The organism is Brachymonas denitrificans (assembly GCF_907163135.1).
Lineage (GTDB): Bacteria > Pseudomonadota > Gammaproteobacteria > Burkholderiales > Burkholderiaceae_C > Brachymonas > Brachymonas denitrificans_A.
In genome coordinates this window covers 2,570,188-2,590,560 of the sequence record NZ_CAJQUA010000001.1, presented here as the reverse complement: position 1 = coordinate 2,590,560, position 20,373 = coordinate 2,570,188, and the positions used below count along the sequence as shown (strand labels likewise).

Below are 20,373 nucleotides of genomic sequence, written 5' to 3'. Positions count from 1 at the left end.
GGTGTGCGTCAAACGTTGAACAAAAAGTTCATCACATCCCCATCCCTGACGACATACTCCTTGCCCTCGGCGCGCATCTTGCCCGCTTCCTTGGCGCCCTGCTCGCCCTTGTACTGGATGAAGTCGTCAAACGCAATCGTCTGCGCGCGGATGAAGCCGCGCTCGAAGTCGCCATGGATCACGCCTGCCGCCTGCGGCGCGGTATCGCCGATGTGGATGGTCCAGGCTCGCACCTCCTTCACACCGGCGGTGAAGTAGGTCTGCAGCCCCAGCAGGCTGAAACCGGCACGGATCAGGCGGTTCAGGCCCGGCTCGTGCAGGCCCATTTCCTCCAGCATCATGTCGCGGTCTTCGTCGCTCATCTCGGACAGTTCCGATTCGATCTTGGCGCAGATGGCCACCACCGGCGCATCGCCGTGCAACTTGGCAAATTCCTTCAGGCGGTCCAGCAGCGGGTTGTTCTCGAAGCCGTCCTCGGCCACGTTGCCCACGAACATGGCCGGCTTGCCGGTGATCAGGCACAGCGGCTTGAGCAGTGCCTTTTCCTGGTCGTTCAGGTCCAGGATGCGCGCGGGCTTGCCTTCGAGCAGACCGGCCTGCACTTTTTCCAGCACCTTGACCATCGCTGCGGCTTCCTTGTCGTTGCCACTGCGAGCAGCCTTGCCATAGCGCACCTGCGCCTTCTCCACCGTGCCCAGATCGGCCAGGCACAGCTCGGTCTGGATTACCTCGATGTCGGAGATGGGATCGACCTTGCCCGCCACGTGGATCACGTTCGGATCCTCGAAGCAGCGCACCACGTTGACGATGGCATCGGTCTCGCGGATGTGCGCCAGGAACTGGTTGCCCAGGCCTTCGCCCTTGCTCGCGCCTGCCACCAGGCCGGCAATATCCACGAACTCGACGATGGCCGGCACGATGCGCTCGGGGTTGATGATCTCGGCCAGCTGCTTGAGGCGCGGATCGGGCACTTCCACCACGCCGGTGTTGGGCTCGATGGTGCAGAAGGGGTAGTTTTCGGCAGCGATGCCGGCCTTGGTCAGGGCGTTGAACAGGGTGGACTTGCCCACGTTGGGCAGGCCCACGATGCCGCATTTGAGGCTCATGGAAGTTCCTTGGAAAGCGCTAGCCGCTTGAATTAAAACAACCTTCTATTCTACCTGTGGCCGCCATTGCTGCGGCAGCGCATCCACCACCAGCACCCCGCTGGCCGGGAAGGCCTCCAGCATCACCGGCGTGCCGGCCGGATGCGCCCGTTCCTGCCCCTCGCGCGCCAGCGCCGCCTGCAGCGCCCGCTCGCCCTGGCACAGCACCACGCGCCAGTTGCGGCCGTCGCGGCGCAGCGTGACGCTGGTTTCCTGCCAGTGCGGCGGCAGGCAGGGGTCGATGTGCAGCACGTCGTGTTTCAACACCACGCCGCACAGCGATTCCAGCCCCGCTCGCATCAGCCAGCCCGCGCTGCCGGTGTACCAGCTCCAGCCGCCGCGCCCGGCATAGGGCTGCACGGTATAGACATCGGCCGCCACCACATAGGGCTCGAGCCCGTAGGTTTCGCCCAACAGGCTGCTCTGCCAGCGGTGCGCCGGGCTGATGCCCTGGAACACGCGCCAGGCCGCGCCCGCCTGCCCCAAGCGTGCAAAGGCCATCAGTCCCCACACGGCGCCGTGGTTGTACTGCCCGGCGTTTTCGCGTACGCCCGGCGGATAGGCCTGGATGTAGCCGGCGCTCGGCTGCGCATGCTGCAACGGCGGGGTCAGCAGGCGCAGTACCTGGTGCTGGTGGTCGAACAGTTCGCGATCGGCCTGCTGCATCGCCGTACGCGCCCGCACCGGGTTGGCCGCCGCCGAAAGCACCGCCCAGGCCTGGGCAATCAGGTCGATGCGCCCTTCGGTGTTGCGTGCGCTGCCCAGCACCGAGCCGTCATCGAAGAAGGCGCGGCGATACCAGCTGCCATCCCAGCCCTCCGATTCGAGCGCGTCGATCCAGCCGTTGCGCGCCTGTTCCCAGGCCGCCACACGGGCGCCATCGCGGCGCGCTCGCGCCAGCGGCAGGTACATGCGCACCACCTCGCACAGGAACCAGGCCAGCCAGACCGATTCGCCGCGCCCTTCGTGACCAACGCGGTTCATGCCGTCGTTCCAGTCGCCGGTGCCCATCAGCGGCAGGCCATGCGCGCCGGTGCGCAGACTGCGGTCGATGGCCAGCGCGCCGTGCTCGTACAGGCTGTCCACATGTTCGCTGACGCGCGGCGATTCGTACACATCCTCGCGCCCGGGCGGCACCTGCGCGCCCTGCAGGAAGGGCACCCGCTCGTCCAGCAGGCCATGGTCGCCGGTACGTTCCACATACAGGCCCAGCGCCAGCGGCAGCCAGAGCAGATCGTCGGTGAAGTGCGTGCGCACCCCGGCGCCGCCCGGCTCGTGCCACCAGTGCTGCACGTCACCCTCGGAGAACTGGCGCCCGGCGTTGCGGCGGATCTGCTGTGCCAGCAGATCGGGCGCATGACCGACCATGCTCATCGCATCCTGCAGCTGGTCGCGGAAGCCGAAGGCCCCGCCCGCCTGGTAGAAGCCGGCACGTGCCCACAGGCGGCATACCACGGTCTGGTACGGCAGCCAGCGGTTGATCAGCGCATCGAACGCCGGATCGGGCGAATGCACCTCGCGCGCGCCGCACAGCGCGTTCCAGAAGGCACGCACCTGCTCGAAGCGCTCGCTCACCGGGCTCTTGCGCACCTGCTCGGCCAGATGGCGCGCCTGCTGCGGATTCCAGGCATGACCAAGAATGGACACGGCCGATACCGTCGCGCCCGGCTGCGCCGTCAGCAGACAGCTCACCGCCGCGCAGGGATCCAGCCCCAGGCCGCTGCGCTGGCCAAAACGCGTGGGCAACACCGGGCAGCCCTCGGCATTGAACAGCTCGCGCCGGTCACAGGTCCAGTCCGGCTGCTGCGGCTGGCCCGCAGGGGCCTGCAGCATGAGGAAGGCGGTGCTGTCGCCAAAACCGCCCGCATGATCGAGCTGGGTGGCGTACAGCACCGGCGCCGTCTGCGGCGGCGGCAGGCCCACGCCCTGCGGGCCGACGGCATGCTGCTCGACCTGGGTGGCCACGCTCATGCGCTCGCGCCGCGAGGCGCCCAGCACCCATTCGGCCACCGTCACCAGGCGCAGACGGCGTGCCTTGGCACCTATGTTGCGCAGCATCACCACGCACTGCTTCACCGGCAGTTCACGGTCCACACACCAGGTCAGCGTCACGTCCAGCCCCGGCAATTGCTGCTGCATGCGAGTGAAGCCGATGCCATGCGTCACCTGCACGGCGTGCCCTTCGCACACCTGGCCCAGCGTCCAGACCAGGCCTTCGTCGATGTCTTCCAGCAGCAGGCGCTCGCCGGCCGGATCGGCCAGCGGATCATTCGACCAGGGCGTGAGCTGGTGCATGCGGCTGTTGCCGGCCCAGCTCATGCCCGCGCCCACTTCCGACACATGGCAGCCGAAACCCGGGTTGGCCAGCACGTTGATCCATGGGCGCGAGGGCCGGTGCGCATCGTCCAGCGTGAAGCTGAAACTGCCATCGGCCGGATCGAAGCGGCCCTGCGGCGGTGCCAGTCGGCCACCTGCCGCCGTGCCCAGGCGCGGCACCTGCAGGCGACAGGGCACGGAAGCCACAGCGGGCACATCGGCGGTCTCCTGTCCATGCCCGTTGCGCAGCATCAGCTGCGCCAGCGGGCGGCCGTCGGCCGCCAGCCGCAGCGAGGCCAGCAGATGAAGGGTCGTGCGCTCGTCGTCCGACAGGTCGTCATCCTTGAGGATGAACATGGCCGCGCGCAGATGCTCGGGCCAGCGGTCGTCCTTGCGCGCCACCAGACGCTCGCGCATCAGTTGCAACTGGCGCTGCACCGGCGTGAGGTAGGACGCCGGTTCGCCGTTGATCACCACCATGTCCACGCCCAGCCCGCCAGCCGACCACAGCCGCAGCGAGCGGCGCAGCTGCTGCACCAGCGGCAGGCCGGCTTCTTCCTGGATCGTCACCACCAGCAGCGGCCGGTCGCCCGAGATGCCATGGCGCCACAGCGCGCGACGGTCACAGGCCGGGCGCCCTCCCTGCAGTGCCAGATGCTGCTCACGGTGGTGCTGCGCCGACAGCTGCGTCTGCACACGCAGCAACGCACGCCAGGCATCGGGATCGAGCTGGATTTCGTGCAGCCGCACGCCGCTCATGGTGTTGGCCATGCTGCTGGAACGCTTCACGTGGCCTTCCTGCCGGTAGCGGTCCACCAGCTGTTCCAGCACCGCCGGATCGCGCGCAGCGGCCATGGCGAACACCAGCCGCGCCTGCACGCCCGCCGGGATACGCACGCGCACGCGCAGCACCGCGACCGGATCAAGCCCGGTATCGACGGCAATGCCCGGCAGTTCGGGCACGCTGTGGTCGTCGTGCAGCAGCGTGTAGCCGCCATCACCAAGCACGTGGGCCGAACAGCCGTAGCGCCCGATCCAGCGGTTGCGATCGGCACAGGGTTCCACCGCCACGATGTCCGCTTCGCAGTGCGCCAGGAAGGCCGCCGCGTACATCGGCTGCAGGTCGGCCAGGCGCGGCTTGCGGCACAGGTAGAGCGCGCGGTCGCCCTTGTCCCAGTGGGTGCGCACGAACAGGTTGGAAAAGGCCGGATGCGCCTCGTCATCGGCCTGTGCGGCCAGCGTGATTTCGGAGGCGTAGCTGATGGTGAGCTCGAGCGGATGCTCGCCCAGGTTTTCCAGCCGCACCTGGCGCAACTCGCAATCGTCCTCGGCGCTGACCCAGATATCGGTCAGGGCTTCCAGGTCGTCCCAATGGGCCTTGAGCAGGGCGCGGTCGGGCAGCAATTCGGCGTGGTAGTGCGCCTGCGGATCGCGCGCGGGCAGCAGCGTGAGCGAATGGCGCAGCGGCGTGGCCACCCCGTCTTCATGCCGTTCCACATACAGGAAGCTGCCATAGGCATCGCGCAGCGGATCATCGCGCCAGCGCGTCAGCGCCACGCCCTGCCAGCGGCTCACGCCGGCACCGCGGCTGTTGATCCAGACCGCGTGGCTGCCGTTGCTGAGCAGTTGCAGCGTGGACGGTTCGGCCAGCAGCGGCTCTTCCAGCTGCGCCATGTAGGTCGGTCCGGCGCGGCTCGGCGTCGGCCGCGTGGACGGCGGCTGCAGCGGCTGCACCACGCGCGGCGTGGCCTCGTGCAGCAGCGCCGCCACGGCGCGCAGATAGGGATCGCTCATGGCCCACTGGCGCGGCGCGTTGTCGCACAGCACGTCGGTGAAGGCGACCAGACTCATGGCCTGGTGGTGCGCCATGTAGGTATGCACCGGCGTCGAGACGCGCCCTGCCAGCTGGCGCTGCGGCGAGTAGTCGAGCGACTCGATGAAGCCCATGTCGCCGCGCATGCCCAGTTCCTGCAGCCGGTGCAGGTTGGCAATGGCCTCGCCCGGATACAGCATGGTCGCCATGGCGGTGGCATACGGCGCCACCACGCGCACGTCGGACGGCGTGCGGCGCAGCGCCAGCGCCGCCACGCCCTGCGGGCCATACTGGTAGGCCAGCGTCTGGTCCTGCCCGGCGATGGCCGATTCGGAAATGCCCCAGGGCGTTCCCCGCTCCTCGCCGTCGGCGCGCTGCTCCAGGATCGCCTGGCGCGTCACATGGCCCAGCGCGCTCGCCGGCGGCTCGTCCAGCACCAGCGTCGGCATCAGGTATTCGAACATCGAGCCCGACCAGGACTTGATGCCCAGCCCGCGCTCGTTGAAGAAATACGGCCTGCCCAGCGCCGCCCAGTGCTCGGGCGGCACATCGCCCTTGGCAATTGCCACCAGGCTGGTCAGGCGCGATTCGCTCGCCAGCAGGTCGTAGTGGTTGGCGTCGAGCTCGCCGGTTTCGGTGCGCAGGCCGATGTGCAACAGGCGGCGGTCGCTGTCGTACAGGATGCGGTAGTCCGGCTCCAGCGCCAGCATGCGGCAGCGCGTGCCCAGCGCCTGCAGTTGCGCCTGCAGCACGGCCGGCTCGGCCAGGCGGTCGCGCAGCAGCGAAGCGAGAATGGTCAGATGATCGGCCAGTTGCGCCAGCGCCGGCTCCAGCGCGGTACTGGCCGTCTGCCGCGTCAGTTCGGCACGTTCGCGCGATGCCTCCACCCGCGCCAGCAGCGCCGCCATCGGAGCACTGCCGGGGCTGGGTGGCGTGGCATGCACCAGATCCGCCACCGAGGGGAACCATTCCAGCGGCTGCAGTTGCGACAGCACCGGTTGCAGCCGCATGGCCGACCATTCCAGCGTGCATTCCAGCGCCGTGTGCTGCTCGGCCAGCGCCTGCGGGTCGAGCGCAGCGGCCTCCTCGCAGGCGCGCGCCACCACCAGCAGATGGCCGGAGCAGTTGCCGCTGTCCACCGTCGAGACATAACCCGGCGGCAACACCGCCAGCGTGCGCGTGTCATACCAGTTGTAGAAGTGGCCGGCGTGGCGTGGCAGACGGTCCAGCGTAGCCAGCGTGGCCTGCAGCCGTGCCACCAGATCGGCACGGCCAATGAAGCCGAGCTGCCGTGCACAGGCCAGCACCAGCAGGTACATGCCGATATTGGTCGGCGAGGTACGGTGCGCCACCATCTGGAACGGCTGCAGCTGCACGTTGTCGGGCGGCAGGAAGTTGTCCTCCTCGCCCACGTGGCGGTCGTAGAAGCGCCAGGTGTCGTGCGCCAGTTCGAACAGGTAGCTGCGCTGCTGCTGCGTGATGCGCTCGCGGCGCGGGCGCGGGCGCAGACGGCTGATCAGCGCGACCCACACCGGCACCAGCGCCCACAGCACCAGCAAGGGCAGCAGCGCCACCCAGTTCACCGGCCAGCCGGCCAGGCTCCCCCCCAGCGCCAGCAGCAACAGCACGCCGGCCGTCACCACCGTGGCCCGGTGCTTGCGCAGCAGCGAAGGCAGATCGGTGCGCACCGAGGCCTGGGCCGCCGCCGCCGTCATCCATTCCAGCAACAGCCGGTGCGACACCAGCTGCCGGTACACGGCCCGGATCACGGCATCGCCATACAGCACGGCCTGATCCAGCAGCGTGGCCAGATGCCACAGCGGCGTCACCAGCGCGCGGCCCAGGTCCTTGAAGCCCTCGGCAAAGAAGTGGCGCAACGCAATGTCGTCGCGGTGCGGCGCCAGGCCGGCCAGCGCCCCCAGCAGCGGCCCGCCGCCATAGGCCGCCAGCACGGCCAGCAGCGCCCAGTGGAACGGCAGCGTCTGCGTCAGCGCCACCCACACCAGCAGCAGCGCAGAAAATGGCGCCACCACCGAGCGGCGCAGGTTGTCGAACACCTTCCAGTAGTTGATCACCGGCACGCGCGAGCGCAGCAGCAGCCCGACCAGCGGCAGCAGCTGCCAGTCGCCGCGCGTCCAGCGGTGCAGGCGCGAGGCGGCCACGTCGGCGTGCATGGGTGCGTCCTCGACAAAGGTCACGTCGCTCACGCCGGCGCAGCGCAGCAATGCGCCTTCCAGCAGGTCGTGGCTCAGCACATGTTCGGGCGGCAGCTGGCCGGCCAGCACCTGGTGCGTGGCCTGCACGTTGAGCAGGCCCTTGCCGGTGAAGGTGCCTTGGCCGAACACGTCCTGGTAGATCTCGGAACTGGCCGCGCTGTACGGGTCCACCCCGAGCCGGCCCGCAAACAGGCTGTGGAACCAGGTGCCCGCCTCGGCAATCGGCATCGGCGTGGCAATGCGCGGCTGCAGGATGCCGTAGCCACGGCTGACATAGCGCGTGCCCGGCTCCACATGCGGCTGGTTCAGCGGATGCGCGGCAATCGCCACCAGTTCGCGCAGGCGGCCCGGCGGCATGTCGGTATCGCTGTCCAGCGTGACCAGGTGGCGCACGCCCGGCGCCACGCGCGACAGCTCACCGAGGTCGATGAACGGCGCCGGCGGCGTCTCGCGGCCCTCGGCCAGCGCTTGCACCAGTTGCTCCAGCTTGCCGCGCTTGCGTTCCCAGCCGATGAAGCACTGCTGCGTGTCGCTCCACTCGCGCGTGCGGTGCAACACCAGAAAGCGCAGCGGCCGCCCGGATTCCACCGGGTAGCGCCGGTTAAGTTCCGCCACGCCCGCGCGGGCAAACTCCAGCGCCGCACTGTCGCCCTCCTCCGTGGCCGTGGGCGCATCGGCAAAGTCCGACAACAGGGCAAACTGCGCATGGGTTTCCGGGTTGGCCAGATGGTGCTGCTCGAGCTGGATCAGCAGCTCGCGCGTGCTTTTCTCGCTGGTCAGCATGCTGGGAATCACCACCAGTGTCTGGTGCGCCAGCGGAATGCCCTGGCGCAGCCCCATGCGGTGCAGCGCCGCGGGCGGCACCGATTCGCTGATCAGGCGGTTGACCAGAGCCACCACCGTCTCGGCCAGCGGCGCCAGCAGCAGATAGGCGGTCACGCCCCACATCCAGCCAGGCAGGCCCTCGCCCTGGTAGCCCAGATCCATCAGGCGCAGCGTCAGCCACCCGGTGAGCAGCACCACCACCAGCAGATAGGCCCAGGCATTCCAGCGCCGCCGCGTCCGGCTGCTGCGTGCGGGCAGCCGGCGCGCCGGCAGGCCGAGCGCCTGGCGCAGGCGCGGTTCGCCCTCGCCGCCCCACCAATAGGCCGGCGCCACCAGCGGATCGTCCGGTCCCTGCCCTTGGCGCGTCAGTTCCACCAGCGCCTGCGCCACTTCCGGCTCGGCACGACGGGACTTGCGCGCGAGCCGCTCGACGGCATGCAGCGTGCGATCCTGCGTCGACAGGTTCTCGGCCACATACTGCGGACAGCCGGCCATGATGCGCATCACCGCATTGTTGCGCGCGAACAGTTCGCGCCAGTTCACCTGATCGATCTTGCGCAGCGTGGTAATGGCGTTGCGGATGCTCTGCTCGTCCTCCGTCAGCGCCGCCTGGTGGCGTGCCTCGGTGCCCACCGGATCCTGCAGGCGCACCTTGAGCCAGGCATGCAGCTGCCGGCTGTGTTCGTACGACAGGTCTTCCTGGCGCTGGTCGACCTGCAGCAGGAAGGCATCTTCCACCCCGAGCCGGCGAAAGCGCTGCTCGAGCACATCCAGCTGCCGGATGGTGCGCTGCGGCTCCGGGCCGTCAAACCAGCCGTGGGCGGCATCGCGCGCAGCCTGCAGCGCGGCGGTGCGCATGGCCAGCCGGGCCAGGTTTTCCAGCAGCACCACCCGCAGCGTGGTGGGGAAGGACCACAGTTCGGCCAGCGACAGGTAGCGCTCGTCCAGATAGCCCACGAGAAAGGCTTCCAGCAACGCCGGATCCAGATGGCTGTCGGCATGGGCGACATAGGCCCAGACCACGCCATAAATCCGCGGCAGGCCGGCCAGCGGCTCGCTGCGCAGGCGCGGCAGCTTGCGGAAGAAGCTGTGCGGCAGGCCCTCGCGGATGGCCAGCGCCTGCGCATCGAGCACCGAGGCATTGTCGAGCAGCCATTGCGCTGCCGGCCCCGGATGCCGGCCATCGGCCGTCAGCTGCTCCAGCACCTCACGCGACTTGTGCAGGTCGGCGATGTTCTGGCGCAAGCGCGGAAAGAACGGCTTGCTGCGCAGCCAGTGCGGGCTGTAGGCCTCGTGGATGGCGGCCAGATGCTCGCCATGCTGGCGGAAACGGGCCGGACCGAACAGTTCGGCCCGGATCGGGGCCTCAATCGGGGAGCGGAATCCCCTCAGTCCATCCAGGGCGGCGCGTAATGAAAATCCCTTGAGTGCCGGCAAGTCGCATCACCCGCCGGTCAGAACCAGGACAGGCTGGCCTCGAAGGCGACAACCGCCAGCAGCAGCGTGGTGACGAAATGCGTGCCCGGATAGGCCAGGCCGCGCTGAAGCAGTTCCCGCGCCTGCGACCAGCGGCTGGCCGATGCGCGGCATTGTGCAAACTGACGCCCCAGGGCAGCCATGTCGGCAGACAGTTCGGCGGCCGCACGCGTACGTGCGGCGGGTAGACGGGGGGAAGCAAATACGTGTTTCATGCCGGACTCTTCTTGATCTGTGTTGTCTCTCGGAACGCAGCATGGCAAACCCGCTGCCAGCGAAGCATTCCTCCTTGTTCTTTCTGCATGACCGCCTCGGCGACGGCCACAGCGCACCTGACGCAGGCGCAACTGCCCTGCCACGACACGACTCCGACGGTTCCACGCGAGGCAGACTGAAAACGCTAACGCCGGAACATGTCAGAAATATGAAGATACCGTATCAGTCTGAACGATACCATCGGTGCATGTTGGCACCGCAGGTAGGATCAGTCCTACGCCAAACAGAGTAGCACAACCGTCCGCAAAGGTCTACCAGACGACATTTGCCCTCTGTCACGGCTGACCGCCCGGCACAGCCGCCTACAATGCGGTTTTCGGCTCCCTGTTTGCATTGCCATGGCCTACAGTTCTCACGACGTCTGCATTCGCGGCAGCGGCATCGTCGGCCGCACCCTCGCCCTGCTGCTGGCACGCCACCGCCTGCGCGTGGGGCTGGTCGAATCGCCCGCGCCCGCCGGCAACCAGCCGGACATCCGTGCCTACGCCATCAACCACCGCTCCCAGCGCCTGCTCGCCGGCCTCAAGTGCTGGCCCGGCGCCGAGCGTGCCACCCCTGTGCTGCAGATGCGCGTGCTCGGCGATGGCCATGCCAAAACCGTGTTCGATGCCTCGCGCATGGAACAGGAAGCCATGACCTGGATCGCCGACGTGCCCACGCTGGAGCACATGCTGCAGCAGGCCTGCCAGTACCAGAGCGGCATCGACGTGATCACGGCCGAGCAGGCCGATGCCGCTCCGGCGCCGCTTACCGTGGTCTGCGAGGGCAAGCACAGCAGCACGCGCCAGCAACTCGGCGTGGACTACGACGTCACCCCCTATGGCCAGACCGCCATCGCCACCCGCGCCACGCTGGATGCCCCCCACCTGCAGATTGCCTGGCAGTGGTTCAACCAGAGCGGCAGCGAAAGCGACATCCTGGCCTTCCTGCCGCTGGACGGACCGGAAGGCCGCGAAGTAGCCATCGTCTGGTCGGTGGACCGCAACCGCGTCGGCGACCTGCTGGCGCTGGACGACGCCGCCTTCGCCGCCCACCTGCAGAACGCCGCCCATCTGCAGCCCAGCGATGCCCCCAACGTGGTTGCCGTGCAGCGCCGCGTGGCCTGGCCGCTGCAGCTCGGGCTGGCGCGCCGCTGGGTCGGCAGCCGCATCGGCGCCGACGGCGTCACGCGCCACAACTGGGCGCTGGCCGGCGATGCCGCCCACAGCGTGCACCCGCTGGCCGGCCAGGGCCTGAACCTGGGCCTGGCCGACGTCGCCCTGCTGGACCAGATCATCGGCGGCCGCCCCTACTGGCGCAGCCCCGGCGACATGCGCCTGCTGCGCCAGTACGAACGCGCGCGCAAGGCCGAAACCGCCCCGCTGATCGCCGGCATGGACGGCATCCAGCGCCTGTTCTCCCACAACGCCGCCGGCGTGCGCCAGCTGCGCAACCTCGGCATGAGCCTGTTCGAGCGCAGCGGCCCGGTGAAGGACTGGGTGGCCCGCCGCGCCATGGACTGACGCACTTCCGCAACCTGCCCGCAACACCTCGAATCTCTCCCCGCATGAACAAGCCCCTGTTTGCCCGTCCGCTCATCCTGTCCCTCGCCGCCCTGGCCCTGTTCGGCTGCAAGGAATCCGACGCGCAGGAAAGCACCATCCGCAAGAACCTCGCCGCACGCCTGCCGCAGCTCGCCAAGATCGACGAAGTGAGCAAGACACCCATGCCCGGCCTGTACGAAGTGCGCGTGGACGGCACCGAGATCTTCTACACCGATGCCAAGGGCGACTTCCTGCTCAACGGCTCGCTGCTCGACACCAAGACGCGCCGCGACCTGACGCATGAACGCACGCAGAAGCTCACCGCGATCGACTTCAAGGCGCTGCCGCTGCAGGATGCCTTCGTCACCACGCGCGGCAACGGCGCGCGCAAGGTCGCCGTGTTTGCCGATCCCAACTGCCCCTATTGCCACCGCTTCGAGGCCGATCTGGCCAAGGTCAACAACGTCACCGTCTACACCTTCCTGCTGCCCATCCTGGGCGAGGATTCGATGACCAAGTCGCGCAACATCTGGTGCGCGAAAGACCGCAGCAAGACCTGGGCGAGCTGGATGCTGAACCGCGCCACGCCACCCGCTGCCAGCTGCGACACCGCCGCGTTGCGCCGCAACGTGGCCTTCGCCGAAAAATACCGCATCACCGGAACGCCGGCCATGGTGTTCAGCAACGGCAAGCGCGTGCCCGGCGCCATCCCCACCGCACAGATCGAGAAACTGTTGGCAGAAAGCAAATAACGCTGCGCCTGCAGGCGCCAAAGTGTGCTTTTTGCCACGTGGACACCGGAGCGGCTCCCCCGGAGCCGCTTTTTGTTTCACAATGGAGCACAGCAGCCCGATTCAGCTTTCTGTCAGTTGGCAGACGTAATCTTGGTGTTGCTTGTCGGCGTTTCCGCACGCTGCATTCCGTTCGTGCCCTTGCGGGCGTTCCGGGTCCTGACCGCATGCTTCCTGAACACAGCCGTACCTTCATCCGCGCCATCGCCTATCTGGGAACCATCCCGATGGTGATCATGGCCCTGCTGATGTGGCTGGTGCATGACGAACTGCACGGCTTCGTCGCTGCGGCGCTGGCGAGCTACGGCGGCATCGTGGTGGCGTTTCTCGGCGGCATCCACTGGGGCATCGGCCTGCGTGCCGGCGTCAACGCGCCCAAGCTGCACTTCATCTGGGGCGCCTTCGCCGCCTTTGCCGGCTGGTTCGGCGTGCTCATGCACCCCGCTGCCGGCATGCCCTTCCTGGCCCTGATGTTCGTCATCTGCTACGTGGTGGATGACCGCACCTGGGAGCGCGCCGGCCTGAGCGAATGGCTCACCGTGCGCTTCCACGCCACCGTGCTGGCGGTGATGAGCTGCCTGGCCGGAGCCGCCGGCTCCATGTAATCGGCGCGCGGCTGCGCTATGCTTGCCGCATGCCCAAGAACAAGCCCTCTTCTGCGGCCGGTGCGCCGCTGCACTACCTCGTTAGTGCGCCCGAGCCCCATACCCACCTGTTCCACGTCACACTGCGGGTGGCCGAACCGCAGATCCGGCAGGAAGTCAGCCTGCCGGTGTGGATTCCCGGCAGCTATCTGGTGCGCGAGTTCAGCAGGCACCTGCAGTGCCTCAGCGCCACGCAGGACGGCAAGCCCTGCCCCGTGCGCCAGCTCGACAAGCAGCGCTGGCAAATCGGATGCCTGCCGGGTGCTCCGCTGGAACTGCGCTACCAGGTCTACGCGCATGACGATTCGGTACGCACCGCCTGGCTGGATGCCGCCCGCGGCTTCTTCAACCCCACCAGTTTGTGCCTGCAGGTCAGCGGCCAGACCCATGTGCCGCACCTGATCGAAGTGCTCTCCCCCGACAAGTCCTGGCGCCTCGCCACCGGCCTGACGCCGCGCAACACCGGCAAACGCGGCTTCGGCAGCTATCTGGCGCCCGATTACGACACCCTGGCCGACAGCCCGTTCGAGATGGGCAACTTCTGGAGCGCGGATTTCGACGTGTGCGGCATCCCGCACCGCTTCGTCATCGCCAGCCCGCCGCCGGCCTTCGACGGCGAGCGCCTGCTGGCCGACACCCGCCGCATCTGCGAAGCCGCCATGCGTTTCTGGCATGGCGACAAGCCGGGCAAGTCCGTGCCCTTCGAGCGCTACGTATTCCTGCTGCGCACCGTCGACGAAGGCTACGGCGGCCTGGAACACCTGAACAGCACCGCCCTGATCGCCGGCCGCAAGCATCTGCCGCGCCCCGGCGAAACGCCGGGCGACGACTACACCACGCTGCTCGGCCTGATCAGCCACGAATATTTCCACGCCTGGAACGTCAAGCGCCTGCGCCCGGCCGAACTCGTGCCCTACAACTACAGCCGCGAGAACTACACCGACCTGCTCTGGTTCTTCGAGGGTTTCACCAGCTACTACGACGACCTGCTGCTGCTGCGCGCCGGCTGCATCGACGCGGCCGGCTACCTCAGGCTGCTCAACAAGGCGGTGGACAGCGTGCAGGCCTCGCCCGGCCGTTTCATCCACAGCCTGGCGCAATCCAGCTTCGAGGCCTGGACCAAGTACTACCGCCAGGACGCAAACACCCCCAACATCACCGTCAGCTACTACACCAAGGGCGCGCTGCTCGGCCTGTGCCTGGACCTCACGCTGCGCCAGGAAGGCCGCACCACGCTCGATGCCGTGATGCGCACGCTCTACCAGCGTTGCTACGCCCGGCAGAAGCCACTGCGCGGCCTGAGCGAGGCCGACGTGGCCGCCGTGCTGCAGGAACTGGGTGGCCGCAGCTTTGCGCGCGAACTGCGCGACTGGGTTCATGGCACGGCCGAACTGCCGCTGGAGAAGCTGCTGCGCCGCGCCGGCGTGCGCATCGTGCAGACGCCGGCACCGCTGGCACGCCAGTGGGGACTGCGCTGCAAGGAAGGCGCCAGCATCAGCGTGCTGGGCGTGGCTCGTGGCGGCGTGGCCGAGGCGGCCGGCATGGCTGCAGGGGATGAATGGCTGGGCATCGAACTGGAGGAGGCGGACGTGGCCAAGGGCAGCCATGCGGCCTGGCGCGTCGGCAACCTGGCCGACGTGCAGGCGTATCTGCCGCCCGGCCGCAAGCCGCAGGAGCGCAGCTGCACTGCCCTCGTCGCGCGCGACCGTATGCTGCTGCGCCTGCCGCTGACGCTGCCGGCCGCGCCCGAACAGCAATGGAAACTCGAACCCGGTGCCGGCGCGCGCAAGAAATCCGCCGAGCGCCAGAAAGTCTGGCCATGGGCATGAGCACAGCTGTCGCACCCGTCAGCCATGTGCTCTACCTGCACGGCTTCCGCTCTTCGCCGCGCTCGGCCAAGGCGCTGCATGTGGGGGCCTGGATGGCGCAGCACCGACCCGACGTGCAGTGGTGCAGCCCGCAACTGCCACCCTCTCCTGCTGCCGCCATGGCCCTGCTGCAAGCGCTGACGGACGGTTGGCCACAGGCAGGCAGCCTGGTCATCGGCTCCTCGCTGGGCGGCTTCTACGCGGCGGCCATGGCGGCACGCAAGGGCTGGCGCAGCCTGCTGCTCAATCCCGCCGTGCACCCCGCGCGCGACCTGGCCCGTTACATCGGTGACAACACGGCCTGGCATGCGCCCGAGGAACACTTCTACTTCAGCCCGGCCTACATCGGCGAACTGGAAGCGATTGAGGCGGAAACGCTGGCACTGGAACAGCAGCGCGCGGACGCCGGCACCCGGGCTCCGGCCTGGGCCCTGATCTGCGAGGGGGACGAGGTGCTCGACTGGCGCGAAATGACGGCGCGCTACGCCCATGCACGCCAGACCGTGCTGGCGGGCAATGACCATGCCATCAGTGATTTTGATTTGCATTGGCCGGAGCTGGCGCGGCAGACCGGCCTGCAGCTTTTCTGACCCGAAAACGCGGGCATCTGCACGCAACACCTACCCATGTAACATGAATTTCAGGCAACCCCCAATGTTCGGGGCTCCAAATTCTATTTACATTTTCGTGCAAAGTGTTAATCATATAAACAAAGCGCTTCTTGATCGCGCTTTGAACCTTAAAAACACTTGAAGAAAAAAAGTAGGTATGGAAGCATCGATTCTCGCCTTGGCGAATCTTGTGCGCTTCGATGCTGTATTTGCCGGTCGCGGACATCGTGACAATGGTCAAGTCATCATTGAACAGGTCATTTGGCTACAAGGCCTGCCGCAGGAGTTCGTGACGGAATATGCAGCCGTGGCGCAGCACGACCGCGTGGCGCAGCCATTCATGGATTTCCCGTGGGAGCCGCAAGCCATCACGGTGGCCGATTACTTCGGCGAGCCCGGCAGCGCGCCGCGCCGTCGCACGGCCATGCAGCGCTCCAACGAAATCGTGGGCGAGTTCTTCCAGCGCTTCGGCATCCGGCACGCCGCGCTCTCTGGCGTGGAAAACTCCTATGGGCTGGCCTGGATGGGTTTTCACCGCATCCAGATCGACGAGCCTTTCTCCTTTGACGATACCGAAAATATCAAGTTCGAACTGCCCGCCCATCTCTACCGCTGGCAGAAAAAACACTTGCAGCGCCTGCCGAAGCAGACCAGCCGCGTCTCCCTGACGCCGCTGACCCGGCGCGAGATGGAGGTGTGCGTGCGCAATGTGCGCGGCGAGGCGCCCAAGGCCATTGCACGCGACCTGGAACTGAGCGTGCATTACGTGCGCGAGTTGATCCAGCGTGCCCGCGGCAAGCTGGGCGTGGCCGGGCGCAAGCTGACCGAAAGCGACCTGATGCAGCTGCCGCCCGGCAATTGAGACGGCTGCGCGCACGACGGCCAGCCTGCGTCGCCGAAAACTTTACGCGCACACCGGCAGGCATGGGAAAATAGCGCCCCATGTTTGCAATGTTCGAAGATTCCGGCAAGTTCCTCGCCGGCCGCATCCTGTCCCAGGCGGACAGTTCCTCCCAGATCGAGCTGGATTCCGGCAAGCGCGTCAAGGTCAAGCACGCGCATATCGTGCTCAGCTTCGACAAGCCCGCTCCCGCCGAACTGCTGGCCCAGGCACAGGCGCTGAGCCAGGAGGTGGATGTGCAGCTGCTGTGGGAATTTGCCCCCGAAGAAGAATTCACCTTCATCGACGTGGCCCGCGACTACTTCCAGGATCCGCCGTCGCTGGTGGAGCAGGCCGCCACGCTGCTGGCCTTGTTCCACGCGCCGCACTATTTCCGCCGTGCCGGCGGCGTGAAGGGCCGCTTCCGGAAGGCGCCGGCCGAGATCGTGCAGCAGGCGCTCGCCGCCATCGAGAAGAAGGCCCGCATCCAGGCACAGATCGACGCCTGGGCCGCCGAACTGGTGCAGGGCCAGTGCCCCGAGCCGATCCGCGAGCAGCTCTACCGGATCCTGTTCAAGCCGGACAAGAACGCGCCCGAGTACAAGGCCGTGGTGCATGCCTCGAAAGAGGCACAGATGGCCCCGCTCGACCTGCTGCAGCGCGCCGGCGCCATCCACTCGCCCTACGAGTTCCACTGGCAGCGCTTCCTGTTCGAGCATTTTCCCAAGGGCACCGGCTTTCCGGCGCTGCAGCCCGCGCTCATCGACGATTCGGAGCTGCCGCTGGCCGGGGTGCAGGCCTTCTCGATCGACGATTCCAGCACCACCGAGATCGACGATGCGCTGTCGGTGAGCGGACTGGGCAGTGGCCGCGTCACGCTCGGCATTCATATCGCAGCGCCAGGCCTGGCCGTGCAGCCGGGCGACGCCATCGACGCAGTGGCGCGCCAGCGCATGTCCACCGTCTACATGCCGGGCTACAAGATCACCATGCTGCCGCACGATGTGGTGCAGCACTACACCCTGGGCGCCGGCCAGCCGCGCCCGGCGCTGTCGTTCTACGCGACCTTCGACGAAGCCACGCTGGAACTGCAGGGCACCGAGAGCCGCATCGAACGGGTGCCGGTGGTCGACAACCTGCGGCTGGACCAGCTGGAAAAGGTCGTCACCGCCGAATGGCTGTCGGCTCCGGCCGACAGCCCCGAGCCGCAGGCGCAACTGCAGACGCATCGCCCGGCACTGGCCTTCCTCTGGCGCCTGGCACAGCAATTGAAGGCACGGCGCGAGATCGTGCGCGGCAAACCCGAAACCTTCACCCGCCCCGATTTCAACTTCCGCCTGCTGCGCGACGAATCGCTCAAGGAAACGCCGCCGGACGGCAGCGAAACCGTGGTGATCGAAATGCGCCAGCGCGGCGCACCGCTGGACCTGATGGTGTCGGAAGCGATGATTCTGGTGAACCACCACTGGGGCCAGATGCTGGCCAACGGCGGCATTCCGGGCATTTACCGCAGCCAGGCGGCACTCGCGCCCGGCGTGAAGGTGCGCATGGGCACCAAGGCACTGCCGCACGCCGGCCTGGGCGTGCCGTGCTACGCCTGGAGCACCTCGCCACTGCGCCGCTATGTCGACCTGCTGAACCAGTGGCAGCTGATCGCCGCCATCCGCCACGGCGCCACTGCAGCCCTGGCCGCACCGTTCAAGCCCAAGGATGCTGCCCTGTTCGGCATCATCTCCGGCTTCGACGCCTGCTATACCGGCTACAACGCCTACCAGGCCAGCATGGAACGCTTCTGGACGCTGCTGCACGTGCAGCGCCACGGCATCACCGAGCTGGACTGCAGCGTGATCAAGGACGGCCTGGTGCGCGCCAACACGCTGCCGCTGGTGATCAACGTGATCGGTGCCGACGGGCTGCCGCGCAATGCGCAGGTGCGCGTGCGCCTGGGTGGCGTCAACCTGATGGCGCTGGATGTGAATGGCAGCGTCATCGCCCGGCTGGACGATGACGGCCAGGCCACCCTGCCCTCCGACGAGTCCGAGGACGATACCATGGAGCTTGACGCCGGTCCGCTGCATATTGCCGTGGACGTGAACGAGCCCGAAGCCGACGGCACTCCGGGCCAGACCGTCTGATTGCTGCCATGCCTGATACTTCCTCCCCCCTGCCGGCACGCTATGGCGTGATCGGCCATCCGGTCAGCCACAGCCGCTCGCCCTGGATCCATGCGCGCTTTGCCGGGCAGACCGGGCAGCAGCTCAGCTACATCGCCATCGACAGCCCGGTAGACGGCTTTGCCGCCACGCTGGAACGCCTGCGCGGTGAAGGCTACGGCGGTGCCAACGTGACGGTGCCGTTCAAGCTGGAAGCCTTTGCCGCCGCCGACGTACGCAGCGCGCGGGCCGAACTGGCGCAGGCTGCCAATACCCTGATCTGGCGCGAGCAAGCCGGACAGTGGCGTCTGCATGCCGACAACACCGACGGCGCCGGCCTGATGCGCGACATCCGCCACAACGCCGGCGTGCCGCTGGCGGGGCGCCATGTGCTGCTGCTGGGTGCGGGCGGCGCTTCCGCCGGCGTGCTGGGCGCGCTGCTCGCGGAAGCCCCCGCCAGCGTGACGGTGGCCAACCGCAGCGTGGACAAGGCCGGGCATCTGGTGCAACTGCATGCATCGGTCGCTGCGGAGCATGGCGTCGCCCTGCGCGCCTGCAGTCTGGCGGCCGTTCTGGACGACGCACCGCCGCACGACCCAAGCCTTTCGGACGCCTTCGACATCATCCTCAACGGCACCGCCAGCAGCCTGGGCGGGGCACCGCTGCTGCTGCCCCGGCGCCGCTTCGCCCCGGGTGCGCTTGCCTGCGACATGATGTACGGTGCCGCCGCCCTGCCCTTCCTGCAGCACGCGCAGGCCTGCGGCGCCACGCCGCGCGACGGCCTCGGCATGCTGGTGGAGCAGGCGGCGCTGGCCTTCGCCCTGTGGCGTGGCGTGACGCCGGACACGGCACCGGTGCTGGCCGAACTGCGCGCCCTGGTCGATGCCCCGGCCGCCGGAAAGCCCGCGTGATGCAAGCCGTGTTCGCCGCTCGTCCTTCATGCACTGCTCCCCGTGCCGCAAGGGCAGGAGGCAGCGCGCAATGAAACGCCTGTTGCGCCTGCTGGGATGGATGCTGCTGGCCGGCATTCTGCTGCAGCTGTTTTTCTTTGCACGCATCGCGCTGATGCGCGTGGTCGATCCGCAGTCCACCAGCTTCCAGCGCTCCGAAATGGCGCGCGTGGTGGCCAGCGGCAAGTTGGCCTGGGGCCAGCAATGGGTGCCCTACGACGAGATCTCGGACAACCTCAAACGCGCCGTGATCGCCTCGGAAGACAGCGATTTCGTCAACCACCAGGGTGTGGAGTGGGAAGCGATCGAGCAGGCCCGTGCCCGCAACGCGGCCGCCGAAGCACGCAATCAGCAACGTCTGCAACAGGCGCAGGCGCGCATCGAGCAGGCCCGCGAACGCGCACGCAAAAAGGTGGAGCGCCTGGAAAAGCGCGGCAAGCCGGTCGATCCGCAACTGCGCGGCATTGCCGACGGCAGCATCATGCCACCCGGCATCACAGTGCCGGCGCCCAAGGTCTACGGCGGCTCCACCATCACCCAGCAACTGGCCAAGAACCTGCTGCTCTCGCCCGAGCGCAACCTGCTGCGCAAGGGACAGGAGCTGGTGTTCACCCAGTATCTGGAGTTGCTGCTGGACAAGGAGCGCATCCTCGAGATCTACCTGAACAACGTGGAATGGGGCGAGGGCATCTTCGGGGCCGAGGCAGCTGCGCAGTATTACTTCCGCAAGCCCGCCGCGCAGCTCAGCGCCTACGAGGCGGCCAAGCTCGCCGTGATGCTGCCGCGCCCGCGCTTCTACGAGCAGAACTTCAATTCCGGCTATCTCAACAGCCGTGCCAGTACCATCGCCGCGCGCATGCGCGACGTGGAGCTGCCCTGAGGCCGC

Annotated in this window: 12 protein-coding genes; 9 read left to right on the top strand and 3 right to left on the bottom strand. The window is 67.7% G+C overall.

Features of this window, described 5'->3' with window-relative positions; translation table 11 throughout:
* Positions 1-8: 8 nt before the first annotated feature.
* The 3 genes from ychF to KKQ75_RS12130 are packed head-to-tail and all read right to left on the bottom strand — an operon-like array spanning position 9 to position 10,006.
* On the bottom strand, positions 9-1,106 hold the full coding sequence (gene ychF, locus KKQ75_RS12140) for a redox-regulated ATPase YchF (RefSeq protein ID WP_213362467.1): 1,098 nt from the start codon (positions 1,104-1,106) through the stop codon (positions 9-11).
* Between the two features lie 45 nt (positions 1,107-1,151).
* Positions 1,152-9,752, bottom strand: a complete 8,601-nt coding sequence (locus tag KKQ75_RS13155) for a GH36-type glycosyl hydrolase domain-containing protein (protein WP_213362466.1) — start codon at positions 9,750-9,752, stop codon at positions 1,152-1,154.
* 17 nt (positions 9,753-9,769) lie between these two features.
* The gene (locus KKQ75_RS12130) at positions 9,770-10,006 is read right to left on the bottom strand and encodes a hypothetical protein (protein ID WP_213362464.1); all 237 of its coding nucleotides are present in this window, start codon (positions 10,004-10,006) and stop codon (positions 9,770-9,772) included.
* Between the two features lie 399 nt (positions 10,007-10,405).
* On the opposite strand from KKQ75_RS12130, the gene KKQ75_RS12125 reads away from it, so the two are divergent.
* The 9 genes from KKQ75_RS12125 (at position 10,406) to KKQ75_RS12085 (ending at position 20,367) form a co-directional block, all read left to right on the top strand.
* Positions 10,406-11,569, top strand: a complete 1,164-nt coding sequence (locus tag KKQ75_RS12125) for an FAD-dependent monooxygenase (RefSeq protein WP_213362462.1) — start codon at positions 10,406-10,408, stop codon at positions 11,567-11,569.
* 44 nt (positions 11,570-11,613) lie between these two features.
* Positions 11,614-12,342, top strand: coding sequence for a DsbC family protein (locus KKQ75_RS12120; protein ID WP_213362460.1), 729 nt, complete (start codon positions 11,614-11,616; stop codon positions 12,340-12,342).
* 206 nt (positions 12,343-12,548) lie between these two features.
* On the top strand, positions 12,549-12,986 hold the full coding sequence (locus KKQ75_RS12115; protein ID WP_213362458.1) for a DUF3429 domain-containing protein: 438 nt from the start codon (positions 12,549-12,551) through the stop codon (positions 12,984-12,986).
* A 29-nt stretch (positions 12,987-13,015) separates the two neighbouring features.
* Positions 13,016-14,854, top strand: coding sequence for a M61 family metallopeptidase (locus tag KKQ75_RS12110; protein ID WP_213362456.1), 1,839 nt, complete (start codon positions 13,016-13,018; stop codon positions 14,852-14,854).
* Positions 14,851-15,483 carry a YqiA/YcfP family alpha/beta fold hydrolase gene (locus KKQ75_RS12105; RefSeq protein ID WP_213362454.1) on the top strand — a complete coding sequence of 211 codons (633 nt, stop codon included), beginning with the start codon at positions 14,851-14,853 and terminating at the stop codon, positions 15,481-15,483. Before KKQ75_RS12110 ends, KKQ75_RS12105 begins: the two co-directional genes overlap by 4 nt.
* A 310-nt stretch (positions 15,484-15,793) precedes the next feature.
* Positions 15,794-16,366, top strand: a complete 573-nt coding sequence (locus tag KKQ75_RS12100; RefSeq protein WP_213362452.1) for a helix-turn-helix transcriptional regulator — start codon at positions 15,794-15,796, stop codon at positions 16,364-16,366.
* An 80-nt stretch (positions 16,367-16,446) separates the two neighbouring features.
* Positions 16,447-18,519, top strand: a complete 2,073-nt coding sequence (locus KKQ75_RS12095; protein ID WP_213362451.1) for a ribonuclease catalytic domain-containing protein — start codon at positions 16,447-16,449, stop codon at positions 18,517-18,519.
* A gap of 8 nt (positions 18,520-18,527) precedes the next feature.
* Positions 18,528-19,448, top strand: a complete 921-nt coding sequence (gene aroE / locus KKQ75_RS12090) for a shikimate dehydrogenase (RefSeq protein WP_213362449.1) — start codon at positions 18,528-18,530, stop codon at positions 19,446-19,448.
* 70 nt (positions 19,449-19,518) lie between these two features.
* Positions 19,519-20,367: a transglycosylase domain-containing protein gene (locus KKQ75_RS12085; protein WP_213362448.1), complete on the top strand. Its 849-nt coding sequence runs from the start codon at positions 19,519-19,521 to the stop codon at positions 20,365-20,367.
* The last annotated feature ends 6 nt before the right edge of the window (positions 20,368-20,373 follow it).

Bases quoted from the DNA above. Each gene is read 5' to 3' on its own strand.
- KKQ75_RS12125 (WP_213362462.1), top strand. From the start codon at position 10,406: ATGGCCTACAGTTCTCACGACGTCTGCATTCGCGGCAGCGGCATCGTC.
- aroE (WP_213362449.1), top strand. From the start codon at position 18,528: ATGCCTGATACTTCCTCCCCCCTGCCGGCACGCTATGGCGTGATCGGC.
- ychF (WP_213362467.1), bottom strand. From the start codon at position 1,106: ATGAGCCTCAAATGCGGCATCGTGGGCCTGCCCAACGTGGGCAAGTCC.
- KKQ75_RS12085 (WP_213362448.1), top strand. From the start codon at position 19,519: ATGAAACGCCTGTTGCGCCTGCTGGGATGGATGCTGCTGGCCGGCATT.
- KKQ75_RS12095 (WP_213362451.1), top strand. From the start codon at position 16,447: ATGTTTGCAATGTTCGAAGATTCCGGCAAGTTCCTCGCCGGCCGCATC.
- KKQ75_RS12130 (WP_213362464.1), bottom strand. From the start codon at position 10,006: ATGAAACACGTATTTGCTTCCCCCCGTCTACCCGCCGCACGTACGCGT.
- KKQ75_RS12105 (WP_213362454.1), top strand. From the start codon at position 14,851: ATGAGCACAGCTGTCGCACCCGTCAGCCATGTGCTCTACCTGCACGGC.
- KKQ75_RS12115 (WP_213362458.1), top strand. From the start codon at position 12,549: ATGCTTCCTGAACACAGCCGTACCTTCATCCGCGCCATCGCCTATCTG.
- KKQ75_RS12110 (WP_213362456.1), top strand. From the start codon at position 13,016: ATGCCCAAGAACAAGCCCTCTTCTGCGGCCGGTGCGCCGCTGCACTAC.
- KKQ75_RS12120 (WP_213362460.1), top strand. From the start codon at position 11,614: ATGAACAAGCCCCTGTTTGCCCGTCCGCTCATCCTGTCCCTCGCCGCC.